Raw genomic sequence first — 16,638 nt, 5'->3', positions numbered from 1 at the left:
CTCAGATTGGCAGCCTGCGGAAGATGCTCCGCGGGATGTGACGCAACACCATCATCACGTAGCGAAATGCTGCTGGCGCCCAAACCAGTTCCTTACCTTTTGCGGCGGCGGTCACCGCGAGGTTGGCGACGTACTCCTTGTCCACCGTCAGTGGAGCTTCCTTGACGTGTGCGCTCATCCGGGTGCGCACCTGACCCGGCCGGATCACCAGGACACGAACCCCGTGTTCACGCAGAGCCTCGGACAGCCCGAGGTAGAAGCCGTCCAGGCCGGCCTTGGTGGATCCGTAGACGAAGTTGGAGCGTCGTACGCGTTCACCGGCCACCGTGCTCATGGCGATGATCTGGCCGAAGCCCTGGGCCCGCATCTTCTCGCCCAGCAGCACGCCCACCGACACCGCCGCGGTGTAGTTGATCTCGGCGATCTGCACGGCCTTGTGCTGGTTTTGCCACAGCTCTTCGGCATCGCCGAGCAAACCGAACGCGACGATGGCCACGTCGACGTCGCCGCCGCCGAATGCCTGCTCGATCACCTTCGGGTGGCTGTCGGTGTCCATCGCGTCGAAGTCGATCAGCTCGACCGAGGAGGCGCCGGCGGCCTTCATCTGCGCGACCGCGTCGTCGCGGCCAGGGTCGTCGGGCAGGCAGGCCAGCACGATCCGGGCCGGAGCGTTACGCAGGTAGCGCTGGCAAATGGCCAGACCGATTTCGGAGGTGCCGCCGAGCAGCAGCACGCTCTGGGGATTTCCTACGGCGTCCAGCACCATTTAGAGCAGCTCCAAACGTCGGGCCATGTCGGAGGCGAACACCCCGCAGGGGTCCACCTTGCGGCGCACGGCGATCCATTCGTCGATGTGCGGATACATGGCGTGAAAGGTTTCAGCGGTGGTACGAGAGTCCTTGGCGGTGTAGAGGCGGCCGCCGAATTCCATGACCCGGCGATCGAGTTCGCTGACGAACTCGTTCAGACCCGCCTTGATCGGGAAGTCGACGCAGATGTTCCAGCCGGGAATCGGGAAGCTCAGCGGGGCCTGATTCCCGGCGCCGAACAACTTGAACACATTGAGAAATGAGTAGTGCCCGCTGGCCTGGATGTCGCCGATGATCCGCTTGAACTCGTCGACCGCCTCGGTGGGAACCACGAACTGATATTGCAGGAAACCCGCCGGACCATAGGCGCGGTTCCACTCACCGAACATGTCCAGCGGGTGGTAGAACTGCGTCAGATTCTGGACCTTGCCCCGATAGGTGCCGGACTTGCGGTACCAGAGCTCGCCGATGGGCCCGAAGGTGTATTTGTTGGCCAGCCCATTGGGGAATACGTCGGGAAATGTGAGCAGTTGCGGCGCGTCGAACTTCAGCGGATCCCGTTGCAGCTTGGTGGGGAGCTGGTCGATGGTGGCCAAGCAGCCGCGCGACACCGCGGCACGGCCCAGCTTGGGCGGCCCGCTGATCGCGTCGAACCAGGCGCTGGAATAGGTGTAGTTGCCTTCGCTGCCGTCGCTGTGCAACGCGATGGTTTCGTCCAGGCTGGCGGTGACGTCCCCGTCGGCGATGAAGTACGCGGTCTCGGTGGGTGTCATCTCGATGGTGGCGCGCAGGATGATCCCGGTCAGGCCGTTGCCGCCGACGGTGGCCCAAAACAGCTCGGTGTCTGCGGTCTCGGTGCCCGTCGGAGTGAGGTGGCGGACTTCGCCGTCGGCGGTCAGCAGGTCCAGGCTGCGCACATGGTTGCCGAAGCTGCCCGCGCTGTGGTGGTTCTTGCCGTGGATGTCGCATGCGATCGCACCGCCGATGGTGACTTGCCGGGTGCCCGGCAATACCGGGACCCACAGGCCCAGCGGTAGCGCCGCCTTCATCAGCTGGTCGAGATTCACCCCAGCATCGACGTCGACAAGCGTGCTGTCGGCGCTGATCGAGTGGATCTTGTTCAGCGGGCTCATGTCGATCACCAACCCGCCGCCGTTTTGCGCGTTGTCGCCGTAGGACCTGCCCAGGCCGCGGGCGATGACGCCCCTGGCGCCGGTGTCGGCGACACGCGCGACAGCCGTCGCGATCACCTCGGGATCTGGGGTGCGGAGCACCTCGGCCACCGACGGCGCGGTTCGACCCCATCCGGTCAGCCGGGTGGGTGTGGTGGGAACGGGCGCGCTAAACATCGTCAAAGAGGGTACCGCTTGGTTCGGCAAGGATGCCCACGCTCACGCCGGTAGCGGGCGTTTTTGCCGGCGGGAAAGTGCAGTTTGGGCGGGACCGGCTCAGTGTCTACGGAAGATCACGGCCCGCTGCGCCACGAAGTTGATCACCGTAGCAACGGCCTGGGCGATCACGAATGCGACCGGTATCGCCCACCCGCGATAGTGCATAAGTGCAAGACAGAGGTGGTTGATTCCGACCTGCACGGCGAAGGTGACCCCGTAGAGAGCCATCACGGCGGCAAATCGCGCCCCGCTTGGTGCCGCCTGGAACGTCCACCGGCGATTGATCAGGTAGGCGGTGATGGTGCCGATCACGACGCTGATGAACTTGGACAGGTCGACCTGCAGGCCGACCACCTTGTAGAGCACCACGTACACGCTGAAGTCGACGATTGCCGCGAAACCGCCGGTCACGATGAAGCGGATCATCTGAGTCGTCAGATGCAAATGCTGGCGCTGGTGCTCTTCGGCGGGCGCGGCAGCGGGCTCTGGCGGGATCATCGGGGGAAGTCTAACCAGGTTGGCGAGCGATTCTGGCGTTCTGTCGGGAACGGGCGCTACTAGGTGGGCAACTTGATCGAGAGGAGTTCCACCTGGCTCGGTCCGCGCGGGGTGGAGTAGGTCACCGTGTCACCCGCCTGGCGCCCCGCCAGGGCCTGCCCCAGCGGGCTGTGCGCGGTCAGCGTCCCGTACTCGTGGCCGACCGGGTTCTCCTCGACGATGGCGATCACGTGCATCGTGACCACCTCGCCATCGTCGAAGCGCAAGGTGACCTCGGTGCCACTTGGCAGCGTTTCGGACCCGGTCGCGTTGGATGGCCCGGCTTTCAGTCGCCGATCGAGCTCGTGGATCCGTTCGGTCAGCACGGCCAGTTCGTCGGCGCGCTGAATCGCCTCAGCCGCGGCGCCGTGATCGCCGATCATTCCGCGGTCGTTTTTGACCTCGATCTCCAGCCGGTCGTGGCGTTGCCGGAGCCGGGCCAGCTCGGCGGCGAGGTTATCGCGCGCTGCCTCTGCCAGCCCTGGTGATTGGACTTCCTCACTCACGTCCGTCGACCTTTCGTCCGATGTGGGTTGCCCGTAGTTCCGTTTGCCAATAACTCATCGGCCATGTGGCGTTCCAGTGTTACACCACTGACAGGCCGCCGTCACCCGTATTCGTGAAGCGTTTACAGCCCGATAAAGTCCTGCGGCTTGCCCCGGACCGTCGTGGCCACCCGCCGGTGGCGCCAACGGCCTTGCTAGACGTTGTCTGTGGTTCCGGCGTTCCAGGGCGCCACCGCGTTCTCCCCGTCGTTGTCGTCAGCGACGCTGCCGCGCATCGCGTCGAAAATGGCGACCCCTTGAGAGACCAGCCCCGCGGCCACCTGGCTGAGCCCGTCGGCGCCATTGAGCACGGTGAGATTTGCGCCCGAGAGACCCAGGGCGGCCTTTTCGACGATGTCGGGCAGCTGGTCGATGAGCATGCGATCCAGCGCCACCCGGTTGTGCGACGCCGCAGCCTCGGCCTGGATCTTCATCTTCTCGGCGTCGGCGACGGCCAGGATGCGGACCCGCTCGGCTTCGGCCTCGGCCGGCTTGACCACCTCAGCGACCAGCTCCTGCTGGCGCAACTCGGCGGCCCGCTCGGCCAGTTCGGTGCGCATCTCGAGCACCTCGCGCTGGGACTGGGCCTCGGCCAGCGGACCGGCCTGGGCGGCCTGGGCTTGAGCCTTGTCGACCTCGGCCTTGTATTGCGCCTTGACAATGGCGGTCTCACGGGCGAATTCGGCTTGCTTGCGCTGCGATTCCTGCTCTGCCTCGGCGGACAACTGGTTGGCCTGCGCCTGGGCGATCTGTGCTTGCTGCTGGATCGCCGCATTGTGCGGTGCCGACATCGCGTCGATGTAGCCGAGCCCGTCGTCGTCGATCGACTGGATCTGCAGGGCGTCGACGTTGAGGCCGATTCGGGCCATCTCTTCCTTGGAACCGTCGAGCACCTCGGTCGCGAGCTTTTGGCGCTCCCGGATGATCTCTTCGACGGTCATGGAGCCGATGATCGAGCGCAGGTGGCCGGCAAAGATGCGCCCGGTCAAGACCGACATCTGGTCTTGTTCGGAGAGGAATCGTTGCGCCGCGGCGATGATGCTCTCGGTGTCGTTGCCGACCTTGAAGGCGATGACCGCCCGGACGTTGAGCGTGATGCCCTGCTGGGTCACGCATTTCTCGGCGACCTCGGCTTCACACATCGCCAGCGTGAGGAAGCGGACCTTACGGAAGAACGGAACGACGAAGGACCCGTGGCCGGTTACCACGCGAAACGGCGCGTTGCCTTTGACCCGGCCCCCGGATATCAGCATCGCCTCATCCGGATCGGGAACCTTGTAACCGAGCATTGTTGGACTCCTTGAATTTTTCGTGGTTTGGATCAGAGAAGTTCGGTTACGAACAGATCGTTCCAGGGCTCGACGAGCACCGTCCGGGCTCCCCGAACCCCTACCACCAGCACCGTGGTGCCTTTGGGTAACGGATGGTCAGATCGTGCCAGGAAGGCCTCCTTGGAGCCCCGAACGGTGAGCAGGACCTCGCCGGCACCGTGTTTGCCGCGGGTCGCGACCACCAACGTCCCGACGCAACCGATCACCGAGGCGTCGCTCACACTTGCATATTCTTCCAGCTACTGGCTTTTGCGTTCTCGGGTGATAGAGAGACTGCATGCGGATTCTGGCGGTAACACGCGCGCACAACGCCGGACGGACGTTGGTGCGCACGTTGGACTCGTTGGCTGCGTTCAGCGACGACATCTATGTGATCGATGACCGCAGCACCGATGACACCGCCGAGATTCTGGCGAACCACCCTGCGGTGACGAATGTGGTGCGTGCACGTTCTGATCTTCCCGCCACGCCCTGGCTGATTCCGGAGTCCACCGGGCTGGAACTGCTGTATCGGATGGCCGATTTCTGTCGCCCGGACTGGGTGATGATGGTCGACGCGGATTGGCTTGTCGAGACCGACATCGATGTCCGTGCGGCCCTGGCCCGCACCCCCGAGGACGTGGCGGCGCTGCTGTGCCCGATCGTGTCCAGTTGGGACGATCCCGAATATCCCGAGCTGATTCCGGTAATGGGAACCGCTGAAGCGCTGCGCGGGCCCTTCTGGCGCTGGTCTCCGGGTCTGCGTGCCGGGATCAAGCTGATGCACAACCCGCACTGGCCGGCCAATATCACCGACCACGGTCGGATCGGCCGGCTGGAGGGGGTTCGGCTGGTGCACGACGGTTGGTCGACGCTGGCGGAGCGGATCTCGAGAGTCGAGCACTATCTCCGGCTCGATCCGGATTACCGGCACAACTTCGGGGTGGCCTACGACCGGTCCCTGCTGTTCGGTTACGCGCTCGACGAGGTCGACCTGCTCAAAGCCGACTATCAGCGGCGCATCCGCGGCGACTTCGACCCGCTCGAGCCGGGCGGGCGGCTGCCGATTGACCGGGAACCGCGGGCCATCGGCCGTGGATACGGGCAACGCGCCGGTGGTTTTCACCCCGGTGTCGACTTTGCCGCCGACCCGGGAACACCCGTGTACGCTGTGGTGTCCGGGGCGGTCAGCGCTGTCGCTGATGTCGACGGCTTGTTGTCGATGACGATCTCGCAGGGCCCGGACCTCGACGTCGTCTATGTGTTTCGCCCGGTAGAGCGAAACGGGATGTCGGTTGGGGATCGGGTGCGCGCGGGTGCGCGGCTCGGCGCGGAGGGCGACTCGGACGACGGCTATCTGCATTTCGAGGTCCGCCAGCGCGGCTCGCACGTCAACCCGCTGCGCTATCTCGCCAAACTGGGGCTGCGGCCGTGGCCGCCGCCCGGGCGGCTGCGGGCGGTGTCGGGCAGTTATCCGCCGGCCACCCCGTGCACGATTACCGCGCCCCAGCGCTAGTGGGGGACGGTCATCCGTTCGCGGTCGACCTGTCGCCGAGCCCGTCCAGCTCGTATGCGTGCTGGGGCTGATCCTTAGCCCAGGCGATGTACCGGTCGATGCCTTCCCAAATATCGACTTGCGGCTCGAATCCGATGCTTCTCGCCAATGAGATATCGGCGGGAAATCGCTGGACCTCCCCAGGGCGGGCATCGCGCTGTTCGATTGTGGCATCGAATTTACCCGCGACGTACTCGACGATATTCTTCACGCAGGTGTCTTTACCGCTGGCAAAATTGATCGTCTGGCCACGCAGGGACGGGGTCTGCAATATCAGGTTGTAGGCGTTCACAATATCGCTGATATAGAGATAATCGCGGCTCGAAGTGCCCCCGCCGAAAATTGTCAGGTTCTTGCCATTGATTGCCTGCCGGACGAGCCGCGGAATCAGCGCGCCGAATCGGCCGGTCTTTTGGCGAATTCCAAAGATGTTGAACGGGCGGACGATGGTGACGTCGATTCCGAAGGAGCGAAAATACGAGTAGCACAGCCGGTCGGCGGCGGCCTTGGACGCGGCGTAGGGGCTATTCGGTTTCAGTTCGGCGTGTTCGTCGAGGCGCTGGCCTTCCTCGAGATTGTGCCCATCTCCGTAAACTTCGCAGGTGGACACGTATATCAGCCGGTTGCGGTAGCGGCGCACCGCTTCGAGTGCTCGGTAGGTGCCCATGACATTTGTTTCGAGAAAGCTTTTCGGGTCGCTAAGCGACTCGTCAACGTTGGTTCTGGCCCAGGGCTCCGGCGTTGTTGATTAGCAGGCTTGTGAGCTGGGGAATTGTGGATTGAGGAGGTCTAGGCGGCGGTTGGCGGTCAAAGCGGTGATCCGGCAGGCTTCGGCGATGTTGTCGGCGCCGTTGAGGCGGTGCAGATTGATCGCGGTGTTGCGTAGCGTTGCTAGGACCTGTGCGCCGTTTCCGGTATGTGCCCTTTGACGGTCTTCGTCGAAGGTGACGTCGCGTATCCAGTGCAGGCTGTTCTCGATTCCCCAGTGTTGACGCATCCAGGTCATGATCGCGGTAGGGCGGGCGTGCTCGAACGGCAGGCTGCAGATGGCATAGACCACCTCCACGCTGCGCTGGTCGGTGGCGGTGATCAAGCGTTCACGAGTGATCCGGATGATTTGTTTTGCGTAGGGGAAGCCGATTCCTCGTGCAGCGGTGATGATTTGCAGGGTGCGGGTCTCGACACGGCCGTGGCCGCGGGAGTCGTCGGTAGCGGCTGTGGGCACCTCGGCCCAGGGCAGCGCGGTGATACGCGCAAGTATTTTGGCTTGGTTGGACTTGACGATCATCAGGTAGTGCGACTTCAAGGTGGCGCAGATCAACTTCGCGGTGACGACCTGGGTATGCATCGCATCCACGGTGACCAGCCACCGCAAGCTACCCGGCAGCAGCGTGAGCAGGGCACGTACGCAGGGAATTTCATTGCTTTTCTCGGCGACAGCGAGTTGACCGAGCACCAATCGGGCACGGTGGGCGAACACCGACACGAGATGCGTGGCTGTCGCTTTGGCGCGTAAAGCACCACGCAGCATCTTGCCGTCCAACGCGATCGGCACCAATCCACTGGGGTCGCTGCTGGCCACGTGTGCAGTGAAGTAACTGCCCATCCTGGCGTTGAGGTCGGCGGGGTCTAGCCGAGACAAAACAGCGCGGAAGGTCTTCTCACTGGGCCGCCGGAACCGGACCCCTAATTGGGCCAACACATCATCGGGAGCGGTGGCCGCCCATGTGGCAAAACCAGCATAGCCGCGCATCCCCGCGGCAGTGGCCAGAACCGCGATCGCCAACAAAGCCATCAGCGAATACCTCCGACCGCGTGGGTCCCTCGGGTCTGGCACCGAGGCCAACACATCGAGAAACTCCGATCCGATGAGCTCGCTGCGCTCACCAGGACTCCAGCGGTCGAACACCTCTGGAACCGACGACACAGGCAATACTGAAACGGTAGGCACGGGCAACTCCAGACCAACGACGAACAGTAACCAACTCGATCGTTCTCCAGATAGCCCGTGCCTACACTCCGGCCCCAATAGCGCGGCACCAAAGATCATCAACCCAGCTCACAAGCCTGCTAATCAACAACGCCGGAGCCCTGGGTTCTGGCCGCCAGGTGAAACACGACGTGGTGATCACGCACCGCGCGATACACCGTCTCGCCGTCGGTTACCGATCCGGAGATAAATGAAACCCGCTCGTGCGATTGGAACCCTTGCATGTTGCGAGTGGTGTTTTTAGAAGGTGTATTGAGGACGGTTACTCAATGTCCATCGGCCAATAGGGATTCGGTCAGGTGGCTGCCTTGGAAGCCCGCGCCGCCGATGACCAGAATTTCCATCCGCTACCCTTCGAGTCTCATCGGCAATAGCGACCTGAATCGATGCTCACACGCAATGGCAGGACTTGTCAGCTGATTTCGAAATCTCGTGAAGGCCGTTTCATTGATGAAGTATACGTGCGGCGGCGTGTCGGAACACCTTATGGCTCCGGCGGGAGACCAGGGTAAAGGCGGCCAATACCGGTGTCGCCGGCGCGGGTTTCGCGGGGTTGGTAGCCTGGCGTGCCGCCATCGTCGCAGGCAGACTGCGCGGGACAGGAGATTTGTCATGCGGACATCGCGGCGGCCGCCGGTAAGGCTATTCGATGCGTATTTCCACATCATCGACCCATCGTTTCCGCTGATCGGAAACGATGGGTATTTCCCGCCCGCCTTCACCATCGGCGACTACCGCGCCCGCACCGCCGGGCTGGGCATCCGGGGCGGTGCCGTTGTTTTCGGGTCATTCCAGGGGTTCGACCAAGGGTATTTGCGGGAATCGCTGGCGCGGTTGGGGCCCGGTTTTGTCGGGGTCACCCAGTTGCCCTCGACGACTTCGGACGCGGAGATACGCGATCTTGATGCCGCCGGAATCCGTGCGGTCCGGTTCAATCTCTATCGCGGTGGGTCCGAGACCATCGACGAATTGAACTCGTTCGCCCGCCGGGTTCACGACATTGCGGGTTGGCATGTCGAGCTCTATGTCGATGCCGCGCACCTCGGGCAGTTGGCCGATCAGCTCATTGCGCTGCCAGCGGTCAGCATCGACCATCTGGGCATGTCAGCCGAAGGGGTTGAGCTGTTGCTGCCGTTGGTGGACAAGGGGATTCGGGTCAAGGCGACCGGCTTTGGCCGGGTCGGTTTGGATGTGCGGGACACGGTGAAGAAGATCCACGCGGTCAACCCCGATGCCCTGATGTTCGGCACTGACCTGCCCTCGACGCGTGCTCGGCGCCCGTTCGAGGACAGCGACATCGATCTGATCAGCGAGGCGCTCGGGGACGCGGGCGCCAGCAAGGTGCTGTGGGAGAACTCTGCCGCGTTCTATCGGCTGGCCGAGGCCCAGGACCGGTAAAGCGCGTGCGGCGAGCGGGCCGTCCCTGATTAGCCCGATGCGCCGCCGGTGCCCGGTGTCCCGCCGGCGCCCTGGTCACCGGTCTGGCCCGACATTGCGCCGCTGCCGCCGGTCCCGCCGTCGCCGCCAGTGCCGGCGTCACCACCGTCGCCCGCGTCGCCCATCTGGCCGAACATTCCACCCGAGCCGGCGGCGCCACCCGTGCCGCCGTTGCCGCCATTGCCGCCGGCGCCACCCGTGCCGCCGTTGCCGATCATGAGGTCGGTGGCGTTGCCGCCATCGCCGCGGTTGCCCCCCGCCCCGCCGCCGGACCCGCCGCTACCGCCGGCCCCACCGTTGCCGCCGGAAAAGCCGCCGATCGCACCGTTGCCCCCGGCACCGCCCCCGCCGGCGCCATCGCCGCCGGACCCGCCGCCGCCGCCGGACCCGCCCATGCTGGCGGTGCCGCCGTTGCCGCCATTGCCTCCCAGGGTGCCGGGCCCGCCGGTTTGGCCATCACCACCGCCGCCACCCAGGTCGACGCCCGTGCCACCCTCACCGCCGTTGCCGCCCTGCTGCCCGGCGAACACCCCCGGGCTACCCGGTGCGCCGTCGCCACCGATACCGGTGGTGTCAATGCCGTCGGTCCCGGGGTCAGCCTGCTCGAAGACCGGGTTTGGGGTGGGGTTGACGCCGGCGGCGCCAACGGTTCCGTTTCCGCCGTTTCCGCCGTTGCCGCCGTTTCCGTAAAGACCGCCGTTTCCGCCGGCGCCGCCGTTACCGCCGTCGGCGCCGGGTGTGGTGGGGGTGTAGCCGTCGCCACCTTTGCCGCCGTTTCCGGCCACGGTGGTGGGGGTGGCGCCGTCGGAGCCGTGGATGCCGGTGCTGGCTCCGGTGCCCCCGGCGCCGCCGGTCCCGCCGAGCCCTGGATTTCCGCCGTTGCCGCCCTTGCCGCCATCGAGATGGGTGGCATCGCCGGCCCCGCCGGTGCCGCCGTCGCCCTGTTGACCCTGGGCGCCGAACAGGCCGGCTTGTCCGCCGGCGCCGCCGTTTCCACCGGTGCCGCCGGTCCCGCCGTTGCCGCCGTCGCCTCCGGTGGCGCCGGGCGTGGTGGCGGCCGCGCCGATGCCGCCGATCCCGCCGGCCCCGCCCAGGCCGCCGGCCCCGCCGCGCCCGCCGCCGCCCAACAGCAGCCCGCCTTTGCCGCCGGCGCCGCCGTTTCCGCCGTTGCCGGCGGCCCCGCCGTCGCCTCCGGTTTGACCGGCTGGCCCGGAGATACCGGTAGCGCCGGCCCCACCGTTGCCGCCGGCCCCGCCCGCCGCTCCTTGGCCCAATAGGAATCCGCCGTCGCCGCCGGTGCCGCTGCTAGACAGGCCGCCGGCCCCGCCGCTGCCGCCGGACCCGCCGCTGCCGTTGTTGCCGGCCCCGCCGGCCCCGGACAGCCACCCGGCCTGCCCGCCGGCCCCGCCCATCCCGCCGCCGCCACTAGTGCCGGTCCCGCCGGCTCCGCCGGTCCCTCCGGCTCCGGTCAACCAGCCGCCGGCCCCGCCGGTACCCCCGGCGCCTCCGGTGGCGCCCGCTCCACCGGCCCCACCAGCGCCGCCATTGCCGATTAGGCCCGCCGCGCCTCCGTTGCCGCCGGCCTGCCCCGCCGCTCCGGTTCCGCCGTTACCCCCGTTGCCCCACAGCAGGCCGCCATCGGCCCCGTTCTGCCCGGTCCCGTCGGCGCCGTTGGCGCCGTTGCCGATCAGGGCCCGCCCCAGCAGTGCCTGGGTGGGCGCGTTGACCACGTTGAGCAGGTCTTGGGGCAGGCTCTGCAACGTTGCGGCACCCGAGGCTTCCGCACCGGAGTAGGCGTCGGCGCCCGCGGTCAACGCGGCCACGAAGCGGTCATGAAACTCCGCCGCCTGGGTGCTGACGGCCTGATAGGCCTGGGCGTGGTTGCCGAACATCGCGGTGACCGCCGCTGAGACCTCATCAGCGCCCAACGCACTCAACAGGGCCGTGGTCGGCGCCGCCGCCCACGCATTGGCCGTCTGCAGGCTGGATCCGATGGTCGAGACCTCAGCAGCGGCGGCGTTGAGCACCTCCGGGCTCGCGAAGACATAAGACATCGTTAGTTCCCCCGGCCGTTAGGCGCCCGACACCACCAAATCCGCGATCACCGCACCATGGGCACCGCACCATGGGCACAGCACCATGGGCACAGCACCATGGGCACAGCACCATGGGCACAGCACCATGGGCACAGCACCATGGGCACAGCACCATGGGCACAGCACCATGGGCACAGCACCATGGGCACAGCACCATGGGCACAGCACCATGGGCACAGCACCATGGGCACAGCACCATGGGCACAGCACCATGGGCACAGCACCATGGGCACAGCACCATGGGCACAGCACCATGGGCACAGCACCATGGGCACAGCACCATGGGCACAGCACCATGGGCACAGCACCATGGGCACAGCACCATGGGCACAGCGCCATGGGCACAGCGCCATGGGCACAGCGCCATGGGCACAGCGCCATGGGCACAGCGCCATGGGCACAGCGCCATGGGCACAGCGCCATGGGCACAGCGCCATGGGCACAGCGCCATGGGCACAGCGCCATGGGCACAGCGCCATGGGCACAGCGCCATGGGCACAGCGCCATGGGCACAGCGCCATGGGCACAGCGCCATGGGCACAGCGCCATGGGCACAGCGCCATGGGCACAGCGCCATGGGCACAGCGCCATGGGCACAGCGCCATGGGCACAGCGCCATGGGCACAGCGCCATGGGCACAGCGCCATGGGCACAGCGCCATGGGCACAGCGCCATGGGCACAGCGCCATGGGCACAGCGCCATGGGCACAGCGCCATGGGCACAGCGCCATGGGCACAGCACCATGGGCACAGCACCATGGGCACAGCACCATGGGCACAGCACCATGGGCACAGCACCATGGGCACAGCACCATGGGCACAGCACCATGGGCACAGCACCATGGGCACAGCACCATGGGCACAGCACCATGGGCACAGCACCATGGGCACAGCACCATGGGCACAGCACCATGGGCACAGCACCATGGGCACAGCACCATGGGCACAGCACCATGGGCACAGCACCATGGGCACAGCACCATGGGCACAGCACCATGGGCACAGCACCATGGGCACAGCACCATGGGCACAGCACCATGGGCACAGCACCATGGGCACAGCACCATGGGCACAGCACCATGGGCACAGCACCATGGGCACAGCACCATGGGCACAGCACCATGGGCACAGCACCATGGGCACAGCACCATGGGCACAGCACCATGGGCACAGCACCATGGGCACAGCACCATGGGCACAGCACCATGGGCACAGCACCATGGGCACAGCACTCACTAGCAAAATGATAACACACGTTTCCGAGTTTGGGTAACGATTGCCCACCTGGGCGTGAGCGGCCGGCAAACCCTTATCCGTTGACAGGCAAGTAACGGCTTGCATATCGTGCGGGAGGTGGGCGATGTCTTCAAGGCGCTGGCGGATCCCACCCGGCGTGTCATCCTCGGCGAGCTGACCGACCGGAACGGCCAAACTCTCTTCGAGATCTGCGCTCGTCTGACTACGAAACATGGGATTTGTTCGACACGACAGGCGATTTCGCAGCACCTCGATGTGCTGGAGGCGGCTGGGTTGATCGAAACGCAGCGCGGCGGCCGGCAAAAATTCCACTATCTCAACACCGCTCCCCTTGGCCAGATCGCCAAGAGGTGGCGCATCGATACCGCCGACTCCGGAAGAGGGACTACATGAGGATCAATCTGGCCAGTGTCCTGGTCGACGACCAAGACAAGGCACTGCGCTTCTACACCGAAATCCTCGGTTTCCAGACCAAACACGACGTTCCGATGGGCCAGTTCCGATGGATTACCGTTGTCTCACCGGAGGACCCCGACGGCACCGAGCTGGTCCTCGAGCCCGACGAGCACCCGGCGGCCAAGCCGTTCAAGGACGCGCTGAGCTCCGACGGGATTCCGTTCACGGCCTTCGCGGTCGACAACGTGCAAGCCGAGTTCGACCGACTCCGGGCCCTCGGTGTTCGCTTTACCCAGGAACCCACCGAGATGGGGCCGGTGACCACCGCGGTTCTCGACGACACCTGCGGCAATCTCATTCAGATCCAACAGGCCGGCTCGCAGCCCGCGAGTGAAGGGTCGGGCGGTTGATAGATGCCGAAATCTCGGGTGCGCGCGAAAAGTAAGGATTCTGCCGGGCCGCGGCGCTGTGCCAACTGGCCAGGCCCACCGGTGGTTACTCCGTAGGCGGGTGTCGCGTATCAGGGGAACCCAGGTCCGCCGTCGCCACCGTTGGCTCCGGTGCCATCGCCGCCGGAGCCTCCGGGGCCCGGGGTACCGGTGCCGGGGGAGGTGCCGGCCATACCGGCTTGGCCGGTAGATCCTGTGGCCCCGGTATCCCCGGACAGGCCGCTGGTGCCGTAGGGGGGACGGGGGTCGACGGGGTCGTAGCTAACGCCGCCGCTGCCGCCGTCGCCACCGGCACCGCCCTCACCGCCGGTCCCGCCGTTGCCGGCTGCGCCGCCGGTGCCGTTGGTGCCGGATTGTCCGTAGCTGCCGCCAGCACCCGCGGCGCCGCCGTCGCCGCCGTTGCCTCCGGTGCCTCCCGTGCCGCCGGTGCCTCCGTCCCCGCCGTCGCCACCGTTCCCGGGGAGCGACGAGAGGCTGTTGCCGGTGGAGTCGCCGCCGTTGCCGCCGATGGCTCCGGTGCCCCCGGTGGCTCCGGTGCCGCCGTCGCCTCCGGCGCCACCTGTACCGCCGTTGCCGCCGTTGCCGTAGAGGCCGCCGGACCCGCCTGCTCCGCCCGCGCCGCCATTGCTACCGTTGCCGCCGTCGCCGGCTTGGCCGGTGAATCCGTTGGCGCCGGACGACGTGCCGCCGTCGCCGCCTGCGCCGCCGCCGTCGCCGCCTGCTCCGCCGTCGCCGCCCCAGCCGCCTACCAGGGGACCGGTGCCGCCGGTGCCGCCGGCGCCGCCTTGGGTGCCGGGGCCGTCGATACCGCCGGTTCCGCCATTACCTCCGAAGGGATTCGTGTCGCCCTGGCCGCCGCTGTTGTAGCCGTCGCCGCCGGTGCCGCCTTGTTGTCCCGCGGTGGTGCCGTCGCTGCCGGTCGTACCGTTTCCGCCGTTGGTGGTGGTGCCGTCGGTTCCGGAGGTGGCGGTGCTGGTGACGGGGTGGGGGGTGGGGTTGGTGCCGGTGGCGCCGTTGCCGCCGTTTCCGCCGGTGCCGCCGTTGCCGCCGTTGCCGCCGTTGAGGGTGGGGTCGGTGGAGGTGTAGCCGTCTCCGCCGCGTCCGCCGCTGCCGTTGGTGGTGGTGGTGGGGGTGGTGCCGTTGATGCCGTGGGCGGCGGTGTCGGTGCCGTCGCCGCTGGTGCCGCCGGCCCCGCCGAGTCCGCCGATGCCGGGGTTGGCGCCGCTGCCGCCGTTGCCGCCGTCGACGTGGGTGGCGTCACCGTTGGCGCCGGTGCCGCCGTCACCGGCGATCGCGCCGTCACCGCCGTCACCGCCGGCTCCGCCGGCCCCGCTGGTGCCGGTGGCGCCGTGGGTTGCGCTGCCCCCGCCGCCGCCGCCCCCGCCGGTTCCGCCGTTGCCGCCGTTGCCGCCGTTGAGGGTGGGGTCGGTGGAGGTGTAGCCGTCTCCGCCGCGTCCGCCGTCGCCGGCGTTGGTGGTGGGGGTGGTGCCGGCCAGGCCGTGGGCGCCGGTGTGTGAACCCGTCCCGCCGGTCCCGCCGGCGCCGCCGGCGCCGGGGTTACCGCCGTTGCCGCCGTCACCGCCGTCGAGGTGCAGGGCATCACCGTTGGCGCCGGCGCCGCCGTTGCCGGCGATCGCGCCGCCCCCGCCGGTGCCGCCGTTACCGCCGGCCCCGGTTATCCCGGTGCTGCCGAACCAGCCGGTGCCACCGCCGTTACCGCCGTTACCGCCGTTACCGCCGTTGCCGCCGCTGGTCCCGGCGGTCGTCGCGGTTGCGCCCGCGCCTCCGGCTCCGCCCGCACCGCCGGCACCGCCGGCCCCGCCGGCTCCACCGTCGCCGCCGGCACTGAACAGCCAGCCGCCTCGGCCACCGGCCCCGCCGGCCCCGCCGGCCCCGCCGTCGTGTCCGGTCTGGCCGGTTTGTCCGGTCAAACCCTGGGCACCCGCCCCGCCGGCCCCGCCCGCGCCGCCATCACCGAACACCAGTCCGCCGCGCCCCCGGCCCCACCGACACCGCCGTTTCCGCCGGCTGCACGGGCCCCGCCCGCCCCGCCGGCGCCTCCTGTGCCGGCCAGCCAACCGCCGTGCCCGCCGGCGCCGCCCGCGCCGCCCGTCCCGCCCGCGCCGCCGGCTCCGCCGCTGCCGATCAACCCGGCGTCGCCACCGCGGCCAGCGGCCTGACCCGCCGCCCCGGCCCCGCCGTTGCCGCCGTTGCCCCACAAGAGGCCGCCCGCCCCGCCGTTGTGGCCGCTGCCCGCGGCCGCGTCAACACCGTCACCGATCAACGGGCGCCCCAACACCGCGATCGTCGGCGCGTTCACCGCACCGAGCACATCGTCGCCGACGGTCTGCAACACCGCCGCACCAGCGGCCTCGGTCCGGCCATAGGAGCCCGCGGCCGCGGCCAACGCCGCCACGAACCGCTGATGAAACGCCGCCGCCTGCGCACTGACCGCTTGATAGGCCTGAGCGTGGCCACCGAACAACCCCGCCACCGCTGCCGACACCTCATCGGCACCCAACGCGCCCAACACCGTCGCGGTCGGACCCGCCGCAGCCGAACTGGCCGCACCAACATTGGAACCGACACCAGCCAGTAGCGCGGCCGCCGACTCCAGCTCCTGCGCAGAAACCACCAGATAAGACATCACTGATCACCCCACCCCGGAACGGACCAAGACCACACCGCCCGGAATTCACCGGAGGTGACCATCAACGAAACTCAGATGGTAGCGGTATAAGACCCGATGTTTCCTGAATTGGGGCAAGAAGTTTTTGGACGGTGTGGGTCGCCCTCATCGCGGTCATAGAAGAATGGCTGCCAGATGTCCGGTCGGTACGGTGGGCAACTCCCCGACGGACTCGCG

13 protein-coding genes and 3 pseudogenes are annotated in these 16,638 nt (G+C 67.5%); 5 read left to right on the top strand and 11 right to left on the bottom strand.

From position 1 onward, the window contains the following. Position 1 precedes the first annotated feature (1 nt). The 6 genes from MPSD_RS27060 to MPSD_RS27035 form a co-directional block, all read right to left on the bottom strand. On the bottom strand, positions 2-766 hold the full coding sequence (locus MPSD_RS27060; RefSeq protein ID WP_011742444.1) for a decaprenylphospho-beta-D-erythro-pentofuranosid-2-ulose 2-reductase: 765 nt from the start codon (positions 764-766) through the stop codon (positions 2-4). Further along, the gene (locus MPSD_RS27055) at positions 767-2,158 is read right to left on the bottom strand and encodes a decaprenylphosphoryl-beta-D-ribose oxidase (RefSeq protein WP_020785564.1); all 1,392 of its coding nucleotides are present in this window, start codon (positions 2,156-2,158) and stop codon (positions 767-769) included. 99 nt (positions 2,159-2,257) lie between these two features. Next, on the bottom strand, positions 2,258-2,623 hold the full coding sequence (locus MPSD_RS27050; protein WP_086084855.1) for a GtrA family protein: 366 nt from the start codon (positions 2,621-2,623) through the stop codon (positions 2,258-2,260). A gap of 134 nt (positions 2,624-2,757) precedes the next feature. Next, a complete protein-coding gene (locus MPSD_RS27045) occupies positions 2,758-3,243 on the bottom strand; it encodes a GreA/GreB family elongation factor (protein ID WP_086084846.1) in 486 nt (161 codons plus the stop codon). Positions 3,244-3,437: 194 nt separating this feature from the next. After that, positions 3,438-4,571 (bottom strand): SPFH domain-containing protein, encoded by a 1,134-nt coding sequence (locus MPSD_RS27040; RefSeq protein ID WP_012396853.1) that lies wholly within the window; start codon positions 4,569-4,571, stop codon positions 3,438-3,440. A gap of 32 nt (positions 4,572-4,603) precedes the next feature. Continuing rightward, entirely contained in the window at positions 4,604-4,834 is a 231-nt protein-coding gene (locus MPSD_RS27035; protein ID WP_020785567.1) for a hypothetical protein, read from the bottom strand. 56 nt (positions 4,835-4,890) lie between these two features. On the opposite strand from MPSD_RS27035, the gene MPSD_RS27030 reads away from it, so the two are divergent. Then, positions 4,891-6,108, top strand: coding sequence for a peptidoglycan DD-metalloendopeptidase family protein (locus MPSD_RS27030; protein WP_086084847.1), 1,218 nt, complete (start codon positions 4,891-4,893; stop codon positions 6,106-6,108). Positions 6,109-6,118: 10 nt separating this feature from the next. Here the strand turns inward: MPSD_RS27030 and MPSD_RS27025 are convergent. The 3 genes and pseudogenes from MPSD_RS27025 to MPSD_RS27010 form a co-directional block, all read right to left on the bottom strand. Then, a pseudogene (locus tag MPSD_RS27025) lies at positions 6,119-6,874 on the bottom strand (NAD-dependent epimerase/dehydratase family protein); the annotation flags it as partial. Between the two features lie 21 nt (positions 6,875-6,895). After that, positions 6,896-8,098 (bottom strand): ISAs1-like element IS2404/ISMul1 family transposase, encoded by a 1,203-nt coding sequence (locus tag MPSD_RS27020; RefSeq protein WP_420811857.1) that lies wholly within the window; start codon positions 8,096-8,098, stop codon positions 6,896-6,898. A gap of 149 nt (positions 8,099-8,247) precedes the next feature. Further along, positions 8,248-8,481 (bottom strand): annotated as a pseudogene (locus tag MPSD_RS27010) (GDP-mannose 4,6-dehydratase); the annotation flags it as partial. A gap of 268 nt (positions 8,482-8,749) precedes the next feature. On the opposite strand from MPSD_RS27010, the gene MPSD_RS27005 reads away from it, so the two are divergent. Beyond that, entirely contained in the window at positions 8,750-9,535 is a 786-nt protein-coding gene (locus tag MPSD_RS27005; RefSeq protein ID WP_020785570.1) for an amidohydrolase family protein, read from the top strand. A gap of 29 nt (positions 9,536-9,564) precedes the next feature. Here the strand turns inward: MPSD_RS27005 and MPSD_RS27000 are convergent, their stop codons facing one another. Further along, positions 9,565-11,628 carry a PE family protein gene (locus MPSD_RS27000; protein WP_086085896.1) on the bottom strand — a complete coding sequence of 688 codons (2,064 nt, stop codon included), beginning with the start codon at positions 11,626-11,628 and terminating at the stop codon, positions 9,565-9,567. 71 nt (positions 11,629-11,699) lie between these two features. On the opposite strand from MPSD_RS27000, the gene MPSD_RS28305 reads away from it, so the two are divergent. The 3 genes from MPSD_RS28305 (at position 11,700) to MPSD_RS26985 (ending at position 13,733) form a co-directional block, all read left to right on the top strand. After that, positions 11,700-12,917, top strand: a complete 1,218-nt coding sequence (locus tag MPSD_RS28305; protein ID WP_167470909.1) for a serine-rich family protein — start codon at positions 11,700-11,702, stop codon at positions 12,915-12,917. 97 nt (positions 12,918-13,014) lie between these two features. Beyond that, positions 13,015-13,320 carry an ArsR/SmtB family transcription factor gene (locus MPSD_RS26990; protein WP_011738479.1) on the top strand — a complete coding sequence of 102 codons (306 nt, stop codon included), beginning with the start codon at positions 13,015-13,017 and terminating at the stop codon, positions 13,318-13,320. After that, entirely contained in the window at positions 13,317-13,733 is a 417-nt protein-coding gene (locus MPSD_RS26985; RefSeq protein WP_011738480.1) for a VOC family protein, read from the top strand. Before MPSD_RS26990 ends, MPSD_RS26985 begins: the two co-directional genes overlap by 4 nt. A gap of 110 nt (positions 13,734-13,843) precedes the next feature. Here the strand turns inward: MPSD_RS26985 and MPSD_RS30370 are convergent. Next, a pseudogene (locus MPSD_RS30370) lies at positions 13,844-16,419 on the bottom strand (PE family protein). Positions 16,420-16,638 lie beyond the last annotated feature (219 nt).

It is taken from the genome of Mycobacterium pseudoshottsii JCM 15466 (assembly GCF_003584745.1).
GTDB lineage: Bacteria > Actinomycetota > Actinomycetes > Mycobacteriales > Mycobacteriaceae > Mycobacterium > Mycobacterium marinum.
Note: the sequence above shows the minus strand (reverse complement) of the source record. Positions and strands in the feature narration are given on the sequence as shown.

Coding starts and splice junctions, on each gene's coding strand:
- MPSD_RS27060 (WP_011742444.1), bottom strand. CDS start 766: ATGGTGCTGGACGCCGTAGGAAATCCCCAGAGCGTGCTGCTGCTCGGC.
- MPSD_RS27055 (WP_020785564.1), bottom strand. CDS start 2,158: ATGTTTAGCGCGCCCGTTCCCACCACACCCACCCGGCTGACCGGATGG.
- MPSD_RS27040 (WP_012396853.1), bottom strand. CDS start 4,571: ATGCTCGGTTACAAGGTTCCCGATCCGGATGAGGCGATGCTGATATCC.
- MPSD_RS27030 (WP_086084847.1), top strand. CDS start 4,891: ATGCGGATTCTGGCGGTAACACGCGCGCACAACGCCGGACGGACGTTG.
- MPSD_RS27005 (WP_020785570.1), top strand. CDS start 8,750: ATGCGGACATCGCGGCGGCCGCCGGTAAGGCTATTCGATGCGTATTTC.
- MPSD_RS27000 (WP_086085896.1), bottom strand. CDS start 11,628: ATGTCTTATGTCTTCGCGAGCCCGGAGGTGCTCAACGCCGCCGCTGCT.
- MPSD_RS28305 (WP_167470909.1), top strand. CDS start 11,700: ATGGGCACAGCACCATGGGCACAGCACCATGGGCACAGCACCATGGGC.
- MPSD_RS26985 (WP_011738480.1), top strand. CDS start 13,317: ATGAGGATCAATCTGGCCAGTGTCCTGGTCGACGACCAAGACAAGGCA.